The sequence below is a fragment of the Streptomyces sp. CA-251247 genome (assembly GCF_050952975.1).
GTDB classification, from domain to species: domain Bacteria; phylum Actinomycetota; class Actinomycetes; order Streptomycetales; family Streptomycetaceae; genus Streptomyces; species Streptomyces achmelvichensis.
The window spans coordinates 2,715,703-2,730,042 of the sequence record NZ_CP191861.1 but is presented as its reverse complement, the minus strand read 5'-3'; the positions used below and the strand labels follow the sequence as shown (position 1 = coordinate 2,730,042).

General features: G+C 71.8%; 15 protein-coding genes. 14 read left to right on the top strand and 1 reads right to left on the bottom strand.

The genetic code is table 11. The annotated features are described in order from the left end of the window. Positions 1-54: 54 nt before the first annotated feature. The 4 genes from ACQPWZ_RS12015 (at position 55) to ACQPWZ_RS12000 (ending at position 3,447) form a co-directional block, all read left to right on the top strand. Positions 55-954 carry an aminoglycoside phosphotransferase family protein gene (locus ACQPWZ_RS12015; protein WP_433571317.1) on the top strand — a complete coding sequence of 300 codons (900 nt, stop codon included), beginning with the start codon at positions 55-57 and terminating at the stop codon, positions 952-954. A gap of 189 nt (positions 955-1,143) precedes the next feature. Further along, positions 1,144-1,503 carry a histidine triad nucleotide-binding protein gene (locus ACQPWZ_RS12010; protein WP_356701706.1) on the top strand — a complete coding sequence of 120 codons (360 nt, stop codon included), beginning with the start codon at positions 1,144-1,146 and terminating at the stop codon, positions 1,501-1,503. Positions 1,504-1,516: 13 nt separating this feature from the next. Continuing rightward, positions 1,517-2,425: a ribonuclease Z gene (locus ACQPWZ_RS12005; protein ID WP_433571316.1), complete on the top strand. Its 909-nt coding sequence runs from the start codon at positions 1,517-1,519 to the stop codon at positions 2,423-2,425. 14 nt (positions 2,426-2,439) lie between these two features. Beyond that, entirely contained in the window at positions 2,440-3,447 is a 1,008-nt protein-coding gene (locus ACQPWZ_RS12000) for an adenosine deaminase (protein ID WP_433571315.1), read from the top strand. Between the two features lie 3 nt (positions 3,448-3,450). On the opposite strand, the gene ACQPWZ_RS11995 is transcribed toward ACQPWZ_RS12000, so the two are convergent. Beyond that, positions 3,451-4,287, bottom strand: a complete 837-nt coding sequence (locus tag ACQPWZ_RS11995; RefSeq protein ID WP_433571314.1) for an IclR family transcriptional regulator — start codon at positions 4,285-4,287, stop codon at positions 3,451-3,453. A 103-nt stretch (positions 4,288-4,390) separates the two neighbouring features. Between ACQPWZ_RS11995 and ACQPWZ_RS11990 the strand changes: the two genes are divergently transcribed. From ACQPWZ_RS11990 to ACQPWZ_RS11945, 10 genes are all read left to right on the top strand, one after another. Further along, on the top strand, positions 4,391-5,359 hold the full coding sequence (locus tag ACQPWZ_RS11990) for a 5-dehydro-4-deoxyglucarate dehydratase (protein ID WP_433571313.1): 969 nt from the start codon (positions 4,391-4,393) through the stop codon (positions 5,357-5,359). Next, on the top strand, positions 5,356-6,654 hold the full coding sequence (locus tag ACQPWZ_RS11985) for a glucarate dehydratase family protein (protein WP_433571312.1): 1,299 nt from the start codon (positions 5,356-5,358) through the stop codon (positions 6,652-6,654). Before ACQPWZ_RS11990 ends, ACQPWZ_RS11985 begins: the two co-directional genes overlap by 4 nt. A gap of 158 nt (positions 6,655-6,812) precedes the next feature. After that, complete coding sequence (locus tag ACQPWZ_RS11980) at positions 6,813-7,922, top strand: carbohydrate kinase family protein (RefSeq protein WP_383233469.1); 1,110 nt, start codon at positions 6,813-6,815, stop codon at positions 7,920-7,922. 139 nt (positions 7,923-8,061) lie between these two features. Next, positions 8,062-9,117 (top strand): PhoH family protein, encoded by a 1,056-nt coding sequence (locus ACQPWZ_RS11975; protein ID WP_313946395.1) that lies wholly within the window; start codon positions 8,062-8,064, stop codon positions 9,115-9,117. 9 nt (positions 9,118-9,126) lie between these two features. Then, complete coding sequence (gene ybeY / locus ACQPWZ_RS11970) at positions 9,127-9,624, top strand: rRNA maturation RNase YbeY (protein ID WP_313946396.1); 498 nt, start codon at positions 9,127-9,129, stop codon at positions 9,622-9,624. Continuing rightward, positions 9,621-10,919 (top strand): hemolysin family protein, encoded by a 1,299-nt coding sequence (locus tag ACQPWZ_RS11965; protein WP_383233463.1) that lies wholly within the window; start codon positions 9,621-9,623, stop codon positions 10,917-10,919. Before ybeY ends, ACQPWZ_RS11965 begins: the two co-directional genes overlap by 4 nt. Next, positions 10,916-11,269: an MmcQ/YjbR family DNA-binding protein gene (locus tag ACQPWZ_RS11960; protein ID WP_405569573.1), complete on the top strand. Its 354-nt coding sequence runs from the start codon at positions 10,916-10,918 to the stop codon at positions 11,267-11,269. The genes ACQPWZ_RS11965 and ACQPWZ_RS11960 overlap by 4 nt, the downstream gene beginning before the upstream one ends. A gap of 199 nt (positions 11,270-11,468) precedes the next feature. Continuing rightward, a complete protein-coding gene (locus tag ACQPWZ_RS11955; RefSeq protein ID WP_433571311.1) occupies positions 11,469-12,203 on the top strand; it encodes a hypothetical protein in 735 nt (244 codons plus the stop codon). 76 nt (positions 12,204-12,279) lie between these two features. Further along, a complete protein-coding gene (locus ACQPWZ_RS11950) occupies positions 12,280-12,633 on the top strand; it encodes a cytidine deaminase (protein ID WP_340473033.1) in 354 nt (117 codons plus the stop codon). A gap of 274 nt (positions 12,634-12,907) precedes the next feature. Then, positions 12,908-14,275, top strand: a complete 1,368-nt coding sequence (locus ACQPWZ_RS11945) for a beta-xylosidase (RefSeq protein ID WP_433571310.1) — start codon at positions 12,908-12,910, stop codon at positions 14,273-14,275. Positions 14,276-14,340 lie beyond the last annotated feature (65 nt).

The following is a 14,340-nucleotide window of genomic DNA, read 5'->3' as shown; positions in this document are numbered from 1 at the left end:
GGGTACGAAAAGCTGTTTGACGACCGGCAGCCGCAGGCGGTCGGATGGCGCCCCATGAGCACACGGCAGATGCATCCGGGCCTGCACCCCGTCGACGAAGGCCTCGTACGGCGCCTGGTCGCCGGGCAGTTCCCGCAGTGGGCGGGCCTCCCGATCGAGCGGTTCGCCTCCGGTGGCACCGTCAACGCCATGTACCGGCTGGGCGATCGCATGGCCGTGCGGCTGCCACTGATCGAGGGCGGCGCCGGGGACGTGTCGATGGAGCAGCAGTGGCTGCCGCGCCTCGCGCCGTTGCTGCCCACGCCGATCCCCGAGGTGCTCGGGGCCGGAAAGCCCGCCGAGGGGTATCCGTGGCCGTGGTCCGTGCACCGGTGGCTGGCCGGGCGGCACCCCGAGGAGGGAGCGCTGAGCGAGCCCGTGCTGCTGGCCGCGGATCTGGCGCGCTTCGTGGCGGCGATGCGGAGCATCACCCTGCCGGGCGCTCCGGTGGCCCACCGCGGCGGGCCGCTCGCCTCGCTCGACGCCGAGACCCGGGCGGCGATCGACGAACTGCGGGCCATTCCGCAGGAGAACGTCGACTGCGACGCCGCGCTCGCCGTCTGGGAGGACGCGCTGCGGGCCCCGGATCATGAGGGGCCGCCGGTGTGGCTGCACGCCGACCTGATGCCGGGCAATCTGCTGGTGGACGGGGGCAGGCTGACCGCGGTGATCGACTTCGGGTGCTTGGGCGCGGGCGATCCCGCCTGCGATCTGTTCCCCGCATGGAATCTGCTGCCCGCCGGCGCCAGGGACGCCTTCCGTGAGGCACTCGGTGTGGACGACGCGGCCTGGCGCCGCGGCCGTGCTCGGACGCTCTCGCAGGCGGTGATCGCGCTGCCGCACTACCGCACGACGAACCCGGCGATGGCGCGCAACGCCCGGCACGTGATCCGGGCGGTCCTGGGGGAGGACTGAGCGGACCGGTGCTGCCGGAAGCTGTCCCGCAATCGCACGGACCGCTTCCGTGGCGCGCCGTCCCGGGTGTCGTGCCCGCGCCCGGCTCCGTGGACGACCGCCCCCGCATCGCGCGGGTGGGGCCCGCGGGGAGTCCGGGGCGGTCGATACGATGTGGCGGGTAACCACCCCACGCGAGGAGGACCCGGCATGGCGGGAGAACCGCAGGCTGACTGCCTGTTCTGCAAGATCGTCGCGGGGGAGGTGCCGGCCACGGTCGTACGGGACACCGAGACCGTCCTGGCCTTCCGGGACATCAATCCCCAGGCCCCGACGCACGTTCTGGTCATTCCCAAGGCCCACTACCCTGACGCCGTCGCGCTCGCCGCGGGCGCTCCCGACCTGGCCGCAGACGTGCTGCGGGAGGCCGGCGAGATCGCCGCGCAGGAGAAGACGGTCGAGCCGGGGTACCGCATCGTCTTCAACACGGGCGCCGGAGCGGGCCAGACCGTCTTCCACGCACATGCCCACCTGCTCGGTGGCCGCGGCCTCGAATGGCCTCCCGGATAACGGGCCGTCCATCGTGTCCGTCAGAGAACTGGTGGTCCTCGGCACCGCCAGCCAGGTACCCACCCGGCACCGCAACCACAACGGCTACCTGCTGCGGTGGGACGCCGACGGCATCCTCTTCGACCCCGGCGAGGGCACCCAGCGCCAGATGCTGCGCGCCGGGGTGGCCGCCCACGACATCAACCGGATCTGCGTCACGCACTTCCACGGCGACCACTCCCTGGGCCTCGCCGGGGTGATCCAGCGGATCAACCTCGACCGGGTCCCGCACGAGGTGTCCGCGCACTACCCGGCCAGTGGACAGCGGTTCTTCGAGAGGCTGCGGTACGCGACCGCGTACCGCGAGACGGTGTCGCTGACCGAGGCGCCGGTGGCCGCCGACGGGGTCCTGGCCACGACGCCCTCGTACACGCTGGAGGCGCGCAGACTGTCCCACCCCGTCGAGTCGTTCGGCTACCGGCTCATCGAGCCGGACGGCCGGCGGATGCTGCCCGAGGCGCTCGCCGAGCGCAGCATCGCGGGGCCCGACATCGGCCGGCTGCAACGCGAGGGCGAGGTCGGCGGTGTGCGGCTGGAGGAGGTCAGCGAGGCGAGGCCGGGCCAGCGGTTCGCGTTCGTCATGGACACCCGTCTCTGCGACGGGGTGTACGCGCTCGCGGACGGCTGCGACATGCTCGTCATCGAGTCGACCTTCCTCGACGAGGACGAGCAACTCGCGTCCGACCACGGCCATCTGACCGCAGGTCAGGCTGCCCGGGTGGCCCGTGACGCGGGAGTGCGGCACCTCGTGCTGACGCACTTCTCGCAGCGCTACACCGACGCGGAGGAGTTCGAGCGGCAGGCCCGCGCCGCCGGATTCGAGGCGGAACTGACCGTCGCCACCGACCTGTTGCGGGTCCCCGTCCCCAAACGACGTCCATGAACGAGGCTCGACCCGTGCCACTCCCCAAGGCCGAACTGCACCTGCACATCGAAGGCACCCTGGAACCCGGACTCGCCTTCGCGCTCGCCGCGCGCAACGGCGTGGAACTGCCCTTCAAGGACACCGAAGAGCTGCGCCACGCCTATCGCTTCGAGGATCTCCAGTCCTTCCTCGATCTCTACTACCGGCTGATGGCCGTCCTGCACACCGAGGACGACTTCGCCGAGCTCGCCGACGCCTATCTGGCGCGCGCCGCCGCCCAGGGGGTGCGCCACGCCGAGATCTTCTTCGACCCGCAGGCGCACACCTCCCGCGGGGTACCGCTGGCCACCGTCGTCGAGGGACTCGCCCGCGCGCTGGACGCGAGCGAGGAGCGCCACGGCGTCTCGACCCGCCTGATCATGTGCTTCCTGCGGGACGAGTCCGCCGCGTCGGCGATGGAGACACTGCTGGCCGCGAAGCCGTATCTGCACCGCATCGCGGGAGTCGGCCTCGACTCGGCGGAGGCGGGTCATCCGCCCTCGAAGTTCCGCGAGGTGTACGAGGTGGCCGCCGGACTCGGGCTGCGCCGGGTGGCGCACGCGGGCGAGGAGGGCCCGCCCGCGTACATCCGCGAGGCGCTGGACGTGCTGGGCGTGGAGCGCGTCGACCACGGGCTGCGCTGCATGGAGGATCCGGAACTGGTCGAACGGCTGGTGCGGGACCGGGTCCCGCTGACGCTCTGCCCGCTGTCGAACGTGCGCCTGCGGGCTGTGCGCATCCTTGAGGAGCACCCCCTGCCGGCCATGATGGACGCCGGTCTGATGTGCACGGTCAACTCCGACGACCCGTCCTACTTCGGCGGTTACGCGGGTGACAACTTCGACGCGGTGCAGCGCGCCCTGGGAGTGGGCGAGGAGCGGCTGCGGGAACTGGCCCGCAACTCCTTCCTGGCGTCGTTCCTGGAGGACGACGAGGAGCGCCGGGCCCGGCTGATCGCCGAGGTCGACGCCTACGACTTCGGAGCCGACCCGGCCGCGTAGCGGTCAGCGCCAGTCGGGCGCGCCCTTCGTGCGGGGCGCGAGCGACTCGATCTTCGCCCTGATCTCCCGCATCACCGCGACGATCTGCCGCTCGTGCTCCTCGGTTAGGCGGGCCACCGGCACCGAGCAGCTGATCGCGTCCCGGGCGGGGGAGTCGTACCGCAGGGCGAAACCGAAGCCGCTGATGCCGAGCACGCCCTCCTCGCGGTCGACGGCGTAGCCGCGCACCCGGACGGCGGCCAGATCGGCGGCCAGCGCTGCGCGGTCGGTACGGGTGTTGGGCGTGAGGCGCGCCAGTTCGCCTGCGGGAAGCGGCAGTTCGGCGTCCGGGCGTTCGGCGAGCAGCGCCTTGCCCAGGGCGCCCGCGTGGGCGGGCAGCCGCCGGCCGACCCGGCTGAAGGTGCGCAGGTACTCGTGCGATTCGCGGGTGGCGAGGTAGACGACGTCCGGGCCGTCGAGCCGGGCCAGATGAATGGTCTCGCCGAGCGCGTCCGAGGCTTCGTCCAGATAGGGGCGCACGGCGCCGACCCGTGTGTCGCTGTCCAGATAGCTGGTGCCGGTGAGCAGGGCACGGATGCCGATGCCGTACAGCGAGCCGGTGGCGTCGGTGCGGACCCAGCCGCGGTCGATGAGCGTCTTCAGCAGGGCGTACATGCTGCTGCGCGGTACGCCCAGCTCCTCGGCGAGCTCGCGCAGCCGCGCCGGGCAGTCGCCGCGGGCCGCCAGCACCTCCAGCAGGTCGACCGTGCGGGCCGCCGACTTCACCTCGCGCACCCCGCCGGTCTGCGGTCCCGTTCCCGGCCCGGCGGCCGGTCCCGCCCCGGATTCCGTCTCCGACATGCGCCGATCGTAAGCGGCGGCGCCCGCCCCATTGACGGTCCCCGTCCGTCTATCTAATCTCCATTCTCATCCGTGTATGTCATCTACATAGGGAGACAGCAATATGGGGCAGAGCACGGACGTGGACGAACGAGCGGCGGCGGACGCCGACGTCGCCGCCCGGCTGCGGGACGGCATGGCGCGCGGGGTGCTCTCCTTCCCGCTCACCAGCTTCCGCGCGGACGGCAGCCTGGACCCCGACGGCTGCCGTGAACACCTCGCCGCACAGGCCGCGACGGGCCCCGGCGCGCTCTTCCCCGCCTGTGGCACCGGCGAGTTCTTCTCCCTCGACGAGGACGAGTACCGGCAGGTCGTCACCGCCGCCGTCGAGGCCGCGGCCGGACGCCTGCCCGTCGTCGCGGGCATCGGCTACGGCTGGGCACAGGCCGTGCGCTTCGCCCGCATCGCCGAGGAGGCCGGCGCGGACGCCGTGCTCGCCCTGCCCCACTACCTGGTGAGCGCCCCGCAGGAAGGGCTCGTCGAGCACCTGCGCCGGATCACCCGCGCCACCCGGCTGCCACTGATCGCCTACCAGCGCGGTCAGGTCGCCTACACCGCCGGCTCCGTACGCCGTATCGCCGCGCTCCCCGGCGTCATCGGGCTCAAGGACGGCCACGGCGACCTCGACCTCGTGCAGCGCCAACGCCTCGCCTCGCCGGCCGGCTTCCTGTTCTTCAACGGCGCCGCCACCGCCGAGATCCAGGCCCGGCAGTACGCCTCCATCGGCGTCGGCGCCTACTCCTCCGCGGTCCATGCCTTCGCGCCCGAGATCGCCGACGCGTTCTTCGCCGCGCACCGCGACGGCGACGACCACACCGTCGAACGGCTGCTGCGCGGCTTCTACGTACCGCTCGTCGAACTGCGCGACCGGGTACCCGGATACGCCGTGTCCCTGGTCAAGGCGGCGGCCCGGTTGCGCGGAAAGCCCGTCGGGCCGGTACGCGCACCCCTGACCGAGCCGGGGCCCGACGACCTCGCCGCCCTCGAAGCACTGCTCGCAGACGGACTCGACCTGGCAGGAGCCACGGCATGACCCACGACCTGACGATCACCGAGGTGCGCCTCACCCCGATCCTCGTCGCCGACCCTCCGCTGCTCAACACCCAGGGCGTGCACCAGCCCTACACGCCCCGGCTGATCATCGAGGTCGTCACCGCCGACGGGGTGACCGGCGTCGGCGAGACGTACGGCGACACCAAGTACATCGACCTGGCCGACCCGCTGGCCGACGCCCTGCCCGGCTGCCGGATCGACGACGTGAACGGGCTGCACCGGCTCGCCGACCTGGTCTGCGCGGACTCGCCCGAGGCCACCGGCGCCGACGCGGTGGACGCCGGAGGCCTGCGCGGCGTGCAGACCGCCGGCAAACTGCGGCTCTCGGTCGTCTCCGGCTTCGAGGTCGCCCTGCTCGACGCGCTCGGCAAGACGCTCGGACTGCCCGTGCACGCGCTGCTGGGCGGCAAGGTCCGCGACGCCGTCGACTACAGCGCCTATCTCTTCTACCGCTGGGCCGAACACCCGGGCGGCGCGGGGGAGTCCGACGACTGGGGCGCGGCGCTCGACCCGGCAGGCATCGTGACCCAGGCCCGCCGCTTCGCCCGTGAGTACGGCTTCGGCTCCTTCAAGCTCAAGGGCGGTGTCTTCGACCCGGACGAGGAGATCGCCGCCGTACGGGCCCTCGCCGAGGCGTTCCCCGGGCAGCCGCTGCGACTGGACCCCAACGGCGCCTGGTCGGTGGAGACCTCGCTCCGGGTCGCCGCCGAACTGGGGGACGTCCTGGAGTATCTGGAGGACCCGGCCGCCACGACCGACCGGATGGCGCGGGTCGCGGCCGGGACCGGGGTGCCGCTCGCGACGAACATGTGCGTGACGACCTTCGCCGAGATCCCGGAGGCGTTCTCCCGCGGCGCCGTCCAGGTCGTCCTCTCCGACCACCACTACTGGGGCGGGCTGCGCAACACCCGTGAACTGGCCGCGATCTGCCGCACGTTCGGCGTCGGACTGTCCATGCACTCCAACACCCATCTCGGCATCAGCCTCGCCGCGATGACGCACGTGGCCGCCGTCGTCCCCAACCTCGACTACGCCTGCGACAGCCACTACCCCTGGCAGAGAGAGGATGTCGTCACCGAGCGCCTGGAGTTCAAGGACGGCCGCCTCGCCGTCAGCGACCTTCCCGGCCTCGGCGTCGAGCTGGACCAGGACCGGCTCGCCCGTCTCCACCGGCGCTGGACGGACGACGACGGCACGATGCGCGACCGCGACGACGCTGCGGCGATGCGGGTGGCCCGACCGGACTGGTCGGCGCCGGCGGTCCCGCGCTGGTAGACCCGGCCCCGGCGTCCGGGCCGGTGGACCCCGACCCCGGTACTACGCCGGACCCGTGCCCCACCGTGCTCCCGGCGGCGGCCCGCCGACGGCTCACCTCGTCACCGGTGCAGATCAGGCAGACTGGCCAGATCTGCACCACGTACGGGAGTGGCACGGTGATCAGTCGACACGCACATCAGACGGACGGCGGAGGCACCTGCCTCGACCCCCTCAAGGCCCTCAGGACCCCCTCCGACCCGCCCTGCGACGTCTACCTCACGGGGACCGTCTTCCTCGACATCATCTTCACCGGCCTAGGCTCCGCCCCCGTCCGCGGCACCGAGTCCTGGGCCCGCGGCATGGGTTCCAGCCCGGGCGGGGTCGCCAACATGGCCACCGCGCTCGCCCGGCTCGGTCTGCACACCTCGCTCGCCGCCGCCTTCGGGGACGACCACTACGGCGAGTACTGCTGGGACGCCCTCGAACAGGGTGAGGGCATCGACCTCTCCCTCTCCCGGACCGTGCCCGGCTGGCACTCGCCCGTCACCGTCTCCATGGCGTACGAGGGCGAGCGCACGATGGTCTCCCACGGGCACGAGGCCCCGCCGCCCGAGCCCGCGCCCGACTGCCCCCCGCCCGCCAGGGCCGCCATCGCCTCGCTCACGCCCGGCGGAGACGAGTGGGTCGCCCAGGCCGCCCGCAAGGGCGCCCGGGTCTTCGCCGACTGCGGCTGGGACGACACGGGCCGCTGGGACCCTGCCGACCTCGCCGATCTGAGGCACTGCGAGGCCTTCCTGCCGAACGCGGAGGAGGCGATGCGCTACACCCGCACCGACTGCCCCCGCGCCGCCGCCCACGCCCTCACCGAGCACGTACCGCTCGCCGTCGTCACCCTCGGTGCGGAGGGCGCGTACGCGGTCGACGGCGCGACCGGCGAGAGCGCGCAGGTTCCGGCCATCGCGGTGGAGGCCCTCGACCCGACCGGTGCGGGTGACGTGTTCGTGGCCGGATACGTCACCGGGACACTCGCCGGCTGGCCGCTCGCCGACCGGCTCGCCTTCGCCGGGCTGACCGCGGCCCTGTCGGTGCAGGAGTTCGGCGGCTCGCTCTCCGCCCCCGGCTGGTCCGAGATCGCGGCCTGGTGGCAGCGCGTCCAGGCCCTCGCCGACCAGGACCCTGCCGCCCTGCGCCGGTACACCTTCCTCGACGACCTGCTGCCCGCGCCGGTCAGGCCCTGGCCGCTGCGCAGGGCCGTACCGACGATCGGTTTCCGCAGCCCGGCCTGACGGCCCTGGCGGGGCGCGCGGTATCCCCCCGGAAAAGCCCTCGGCCTTGTCAGTGCCGCGTCGTACGCTGGTGTTCCAGAGGTTGTCGAGCAGCGAGAACCCTGCAACGGGAGGTATGTGCAGGCCACAGAGCCGGCCCATGACTCAGACACCCAAAGCCCACACCCGCCCCCAGCGCCCTGGGGGCGCGGGGGAATCCCAGGCGCCGGGGCAGGCACGAGCCCACTTCACCGTTCCCGCCAAGCATCCGATGGTGACGGTCCTCGGCTCGGGTGATGTTCTCCTGCGCGTGATCGAGAAGGCCTTCCCGGCGGCCGACATCCATGTCCGGGGCAATCAGGTCAGCGCGATCGGGGACGCGACGGAGGTCGCCCTCATCCAGCGCCTGTTCGACGAGATGATGCTCGTGCTCCGCACCGGGCAGCCGATGACGGAGGACGCAGTGGAACGCTCGATCGCCATGCTCAGGGCGGGCGAGAACGGCAATGGCGACGGGGCCGAGACCCCCGCCGAGGTGCTCACCCAGAACATCCTCTCCAGCCGCGGCCGGACCATCCGCCCCAAGACGCTCAACCAGAAGCGGTACGTCGACGCCATCGACAAGCACACGATCGTGTTCGGCATCGGCCCCGCCGGTACCGGCAAGACGTATCTCGCCATGGCGAAGGCGGTCCAGGCCCTGCAGTCCAAGCAGGTCAACCGGATCATCCTGACCCGGCCCGCCGTGGAGGCGGGCGAGCGGCTCGGCTTCCTGCCGGGCACGCTCTACGAGAAGATCGACCCGTATCTGCGCCCGCTGTACGACGCGCTGCACGACATGCTCGACCCCGACTCCATCCCCCGGCTGATGGCCGCGGGCACGATCGAGGTCGCGCCGCTGGCGTACATGCGTGGTCGGACGCTCAATGACGCGTTCATCATCCTCGACGAGGCGCAGAACACCAGCGCCGAGCAGATGAAGATGTTCCTGACCCGCCTCGGCTTCGACTCGAAGATCGTCATCACCGGTGACGTCACCCAGGTCGACCTGCCGAACGGGACGAAGAGCGGTCTGCGACAGGTCCAGGACATCCTGGACGGCGTCGAGGACGTGCACTTCTCCCGGCTCACGAGCCAGGATGTCGTCCGGCACAAGCTCGTCGGCCGTATCGTCGACGCGTACGAGAAGTACGACGACCGCAACGGGAAGCAGTAGCAGCGCACCATGTCGATCGACGTCAACAACGAGTCCGGAACCGAGGTCGACGAGCAGGCGGTCCTCGATGTCGCCCGCTACGCCCTCGCGCGGATGCGTATCCACCCGCTCTCCGAGCTCTCGGTGATCGTCGTGGACGCCGAAGCCATGGAGCAGTTGCACATCCAGTGGATGGACCTGCCGGGTCCGACGGATGTCATGTCCTTCCCGATGGACGAGCTGCGTCCGCCGGTCAAGGACGACGAGGAGCCCCCGCAGGGGCTCCTCGGTGACATCGTGCTCTGCCCCGAGGTCGCCAAGAAGCAGGGCGAGGAAGCCCCGACGCAGCACTCCATGGACGAGGAGCTCCAGCTCCTGACCGTCCATGGTGTGCTGCACCTGCTGGGGTACGACCACGAGGAGCCGGACGAGAAGGCCGAGATGTTCGGCCTCCAGGCGGCGATCATCGACGGCTGGCGGGCGGAGAAGGGCCACACCGGCCCCTCCCCGGCGCCGACCGTTTCATGAGCGCCCCACTGGTCTTCGGCGCGGTCCTGCTGGTCGTCGTCGCCTGGCTCGCGGCGTGCGCGGAGGCGGGCATCGCCCGCACCTCCAGCTTCCGCGCCGCCGAGGCCGTCCGCTCCGGTCGCCGTGGCGCCGCCAAGCTGGAGCAGGTCGCCGCCGACCCCACCCGCTATCTGAACGTCGCCCTGCTGGTGCGGGTGGCGTGCGAGATGGCGGCGGGCGTCCTGGTGACCTACGCCTGCCTTCAGGAGTTCACCGAGACCTGGGAGGCGCTGGCCGTCGCCATCGGCGTGATGGTTCTCGTCTCGTACGTCGCCGTGGGCGTCTCGCCGCGCACCATCGGCCGTCAGCACCCGCTGAACACGGCGACGGCGGCCGCGTACGTCCTGCTGCCGCTGGCCCGGATCATGGGTCCGGTGCCCCAGTTGCTGATCCTCATCGGCAACGCGCTCACGCCCGGCAAGGGCTTCCGCAAGGGCCCGTTCGCGAGCGAGGCCGAACTGCGGGCCATGGTCGACCTCGCCGAGCAGGAGTCCCTCATCGAGGACGACGAGCGCCGGATGGTGCACTCCGTCTTCGAACTCGGTGACACCCTCGTCCGCGAAGTGATGGTGCCGCGCACCGACCTGGTCTCCATCGAGCGCTACAAGACCGTCCGGCAGGCGCTCACCCTCGCCCTGCGCTCCGGCTTCTCGCGCATCCCCGTCACGGGCGAGAACGAGGACGACATCGTGGGCGTCGTCTACCTCAAGGACCTGGTGCGCAAGACGCACATCAACCGCGATGCGGAAGCCGATCTGGTCTCCACCGCGATGCGGCCCGCCGTCTTCGTGCCCGACACCAAGAACGCCGGCGACCTGCTGCGCGAGATGCAGCAGAAGCGCAACCACGTCGCCGTCGTCATCGACGAGTACGGCGGCACGGCCGGCATCGTCACCATCGAGGACATCCTGGAGGAGATCGTCGGCGAGATCACCGACGAGTACGACCGGGAACTGCCGCCCATCGAGGAACTGGGCCAGGGCCGCTTCCGCGTCACCGCACGGCTCGACATCGGCGACCTGGGCGAGCTGTACGGCCTCGACGAACTGGACGACGAGGACGTGGAGACCGTCGGCGGTCTGCTGGCGAAGGCGCTGGGCAGGGTGCCGATCGCCGGTGCGTCCGCGAACGTCGACCTGCCGGACGGGCGTGCGCTGCGCCTGACCGCCGAGTCTCCGGCCGGCCGCCGCAACAAGATCGTCACGGTGCTGGCGGAGCCGGTGCCGCAGAGCCCCGAGGGTGAGAACGCCGCATGACGCCGAGCGAACTGAGAGCGTTCTGCCTGGAGTTCAACGACGCGGCGGAGGAGTTCCCCTTCGGACCCGAGACGTCGGTGTTCAAGGTCGCCGGAAAGCTGTTCGCGCTCTCCGCGCTGGACGGGGAGCCGCTGACGGTGAACCTGAAGTGCGAGCCCGAGATGGCCGTGCAGCTGCGGGCGGAGCACTCGGCGATCGTGCCGGGCTGGCACATGAACAAGCGCCACTGGAACACGGTGACGGTGGCACAGCTCCCGGACCGCCTCGTCCGGGAGCTGATCGAGGACTCGTACGACCTGGTGGTGGCCGGGCTGCCGAAGGCGGTCCGGCTGCGGCTGGACCGGGCCTGAGCGCCCGGGGCCACGGCCCCGACTCCTGTGAGGCCGAAGTCCCCCTGCGCGGTGGCCACTTCCGCGACCAGCCCGGCGGGTACACGTACACGATGTACCCCATCGCGGGCTGACCTGGAGGAATGTGTATCCTCTGCGCGTTACAGGGGAGGGGGGAAGCTCCCCGTTGGGATCAGGAATTCAGGGGAGTCACCGCATCATGCGTACGCGTTTCGGCCGCGCCACGGCCGCAGTTCTCACTGCCTCCGCGCTCTGCCTCACGGCAGCGGCCTGCGGTTCGTCGGACGACGACAAGAAGCCGGCCTCATCGGCCGGTCAGGACACGGCCAAGGACGGCGCCGACAAGGGCGCCGGGAAGTCGGCCACCGTGCTGACGGCCGCGCAGATGAAGGCCGCCACGCTGGCGGTCAAGGACCTGCCGGCCGGCTGGAAGGCCGACGCCGCCGCTCCGGCCACGGACGAGGCGCCGCCGAAGGCGGACAAGCCCGTGTGCCAGCCGGTCGCCGACCTGCTCGCCGACAAGGTCGCGGGGGCGACCATGGGCGGTGGCCAGGACTTCACCGACGCCAAGGGCTTCAACATCCTCAGCCAGCAGGTCATGACCTTCCCCGGCACCGGCGCCGCGGACTTCGTGAAGGCGTTCGGCCCGGCGCTCGACGGCTGCACCGGCTTCAAGGTGACCGGTGAGGACGGGTACCCGGTGAAGGTCGAGAAGCTCTCCGGGCCGACGGCCGGCGAGACGTCGTACACCTTCAAGATGACGATGGAGATCCCGGGCTTCGGCCAGGGCATCACCTCGCACATGCTGGTGATGCACCAGGGCACCGGCGTCTCGCGTCTCGCGTACGTCCCCGGTGACAAGGCCGCGGGCGCGGCCTTCGGCGATCTCGCCGAGCGAGCGGGCGACAAGTTCGTCGAGGGCGTCCAGGGCTGACGCCGGGCCCGCCGGCGCGGGGTCGGGGCGCAGCCCCGCAGGACCCCGCGCCGGCCTGGGATCTATGCTCGCGGACATGACGCAGAGCACCGACCTCGCCCCCGAGGACCGCAAGATCATCACTCTGGCGCGCAGCGTACGCGCCCGCAACGGTGTGCCGGAGGGCGCGGCGGTACGGGACGAGACCGGCCGCACGTACGCCGCGGGCACGGTGACGCTGGAGTCGCTGAAGCTGAGCGCGTTGCAGACCGCGGTTGCGATGGCGGTCGCGAGCGGTGCGACCTCACTGGAGGCCGCGGCGGTCGTCGGCGACGCGGACGCCGTCGCGGACGCGGACCGTGCGGCGGTCCGCGACCTCGCAGGTCCGCAGACGCCGGTGCTGCTCGCGGGCCCCGACGGCGGCCTCAGGTCCACGGTCACCGCCGGCTGAGACGGCATGGCCCGGCCCGCCGGGGCGGAGCCGGGCCCCGCTCCTGTTCGAGTGACCCGGCCGGGGCTCCCGCGACGGGAGACGCCCGGTACAGACCTTCCCGGTGCCGCCGGTTCCCCTTCCGGCCTGCGCATACGGGGATCATGGCGCAACGGCCGGTCCGGATCTTGACAGCATCTGATGGGTCATCAGGCAGCGCTGTTCGACGGCATTGACTTCTTGCGACGCCGACCCGTCAATGGCCCCCTGCATCCCTCCCGAAGGGGGCCATCACATGGCGTCGGACACCCGAAGACCAACCGCCCGAAGACCAGTTGCCCGAAGATCCGCCCGCCGGCGGCGCTGGACCGCCGCCCTGGGTGCGGTCGCCCTGATCGCCGGCACCGCGGCACTCGCCGCACCCGCGAACGCGCTCACCGCGGCCGCCGCCCCGGTGGACTTCCCGACCCACTGCGTACCGCCGCCCATCGCCGGCATCCCGCCGATCGACGGCACCACGACCGCCCAGATCACCGTCGACAAGGCCGCTCCCAAGGTCGGCGACACGGTCACGGTCACCTACACCGTCACCAAGCCCGCGGCCAGCAACCCCGTCGACCTCGCCCTCCCGGCCGACATCATGACGCCCAGCGGCAAGGTCACGCTCGGCGGCGCCCAGACGGGCAGCGTCACCGTCACCGGGCCCAAGAAGAACCCGCCCGTGCCCGGCAAGGGCGCGTTCCCGCCGTTCTCGATGACCGGCACCTTCACGGTCACCGCGGCCGGCTCGATCAGCCTCTCGCCCGGCGACTACAACATCCACACCAGCTACATCATGGAGCTGGACACCCCCTGCACCGTGACCGATCCGCCCGCGCCCGTCTCCGAGACGGTCGTCGCGACGGACCAGCCGGGGGCCAACGAGCGCACCGTCCAGCTGGGCACGGCCTCCGGGAACCCGGGGGACGATGTCACGGTCACCGGTGCCAAGTTCAGCCCGCTCACCGACATCACCGTCGTCGGACGGGCCGGGGCGGCCGAGACCGCCGACAGAACGACGATCACCTCCGACGCGGCCGGCGGATTCACCGCCACTCTCCAGGTCGGTGACCTGGCGACCACCGGCATCGTCGCGTACGAGGGCGGCGCCTGGAGTGCGGAGAAGGGCGCGGGGCCGGCGGCGTACACCGTCGTCGACGACACCCCGCTCCCGGAGAACAGCCAGAAGCTCAGCGCCTCGGTCGCAGCGGGCACGCTGTCCATGTCCCAGGCCGGTGACACCGTCGAACTCTCGGCGGTCGACTTCGGTACGGGCGGGGCCGCGGGCGGCGATCTGCGGACGGTGACGGTCAAGGACTTCCGCGGCGGTCCCGCGGGCTGGTCCCTGACGGGCAAGGTCACCGACTTCACGGGCCCCGGCGGCAGGATCGGCGCCGGTGAGCTCGGCTGGACACCGGCCTGTGCCACCAAGCAGGGCAGCCCGAGCACCTGCGCGGCCGGATCCCCCGGACCGGTCGGCAGCGGGGGTGCCACGCTCGCCTCCACGCCCAACGGGGCCGTCACCGGTGGTGAGTTCACCGTCGACGCCAAGGTCTCGCTGAACGTGCCGGCGTTCACCGCACCCGGCACCTACTCCGGCGTGCTGACGCTCACGCTCACCTGAGCCGGCGAACAGAACGGCGGGCCGGGCGCGCACCCGGTCGGCCCGCCTCGTCCCTGGGGGATGAG

Excerpts from the sequence above, each read along its gene's own strand:
- ACQPWZ_RS11995 (WP_433571314.1), bottom strand. The coding sequence starts at position 4,287 with ATGTCGGAGACGGAATCCGGGGCGGGACCGGCCGCCGGGCCGGGAACG.
- ACQPWZ_RS11990 (WP_433571313.1), top strand. The coding sequence starts at position 4,391 with ATGGGGCAGAGCACGGACGTGGACGAACGAGCGGCGGCGGACGCCGAC.
- ACQPWZ_RS11985 (WP_433571312.1), top strand. The coding sequence starts at position 5,356 with ATGACCCACGACCTGACGATCACCGAGGTGCGCCTCACCCCGATCCTC.
- ybeY (WP_313946396.1), top strand. The coding sequence starts at position 9,127 with ATGTCGATCGACGTCAACAACGAGTCCGGAACCGAGGTCGACGAGCAG.
- ACQPWZ_RS12010 (WP_356701706.1), top strand. The coding sequence starts at position 1,144 with ATGGCGGGAGAACCGCAGGCTGACTGCCTGTTCTGCAAGATCGTCGCG.
- ACQPWZ_RS11955 (WP_433571311.1), top strand. The coding sequence starts at position 11,469 with ATGCGTACGCGTTTCGGCCGCGCCACGGCCGCAGTTCTCACTGCCTCC.
- ACQPWZ_RS11960 (WP_405569573.1), top strand. The coding sequence starts at position 10,916 with ATGACGCCGAGCGAACTGAGAGCGTTCTGCCTGGAGTTCAACGACGCG.
- ACQPWZ_RS11950 (WP_340473033.1), top strand. The coding sequence starts at position 12,280 with ATGACGCAGAGCACCGACCTCGCCCCCGAGGACCGCAAGATCATCACT.
- ACQPWZ_RS11945 (WP_433571310.1), top strand. The coding sequence starts at position 12,908 with ATGGCGTCGGACACCCGAAGACCAACCGCCCGAAGACCAGTTGCCCGA.
- ACQPWZ_RS11965 (WP_383233463.1), top strand. The coding sequence starts at position 9,621 with ATGAGCGCCCCACTGGTCTTCGGCGCGGTCCTGCTGGTCGTCGTCGCC.
- ACQPWZ_RS11975 (WP_313946395.1), top strand. The coding sequence starts at position 8,062 with ATGACTCAGACACCCAAAGCCCACACCCGCCCCCAGCGCCCTGGGGGC.
- ACQPWZ_RS12015 (WP_433571317.1), top strand. The coding sequence starts at position 55 with ATGAGCACACGGCAGATGCATCCGGGCCTGCACCCCGTCGACGAAGGC.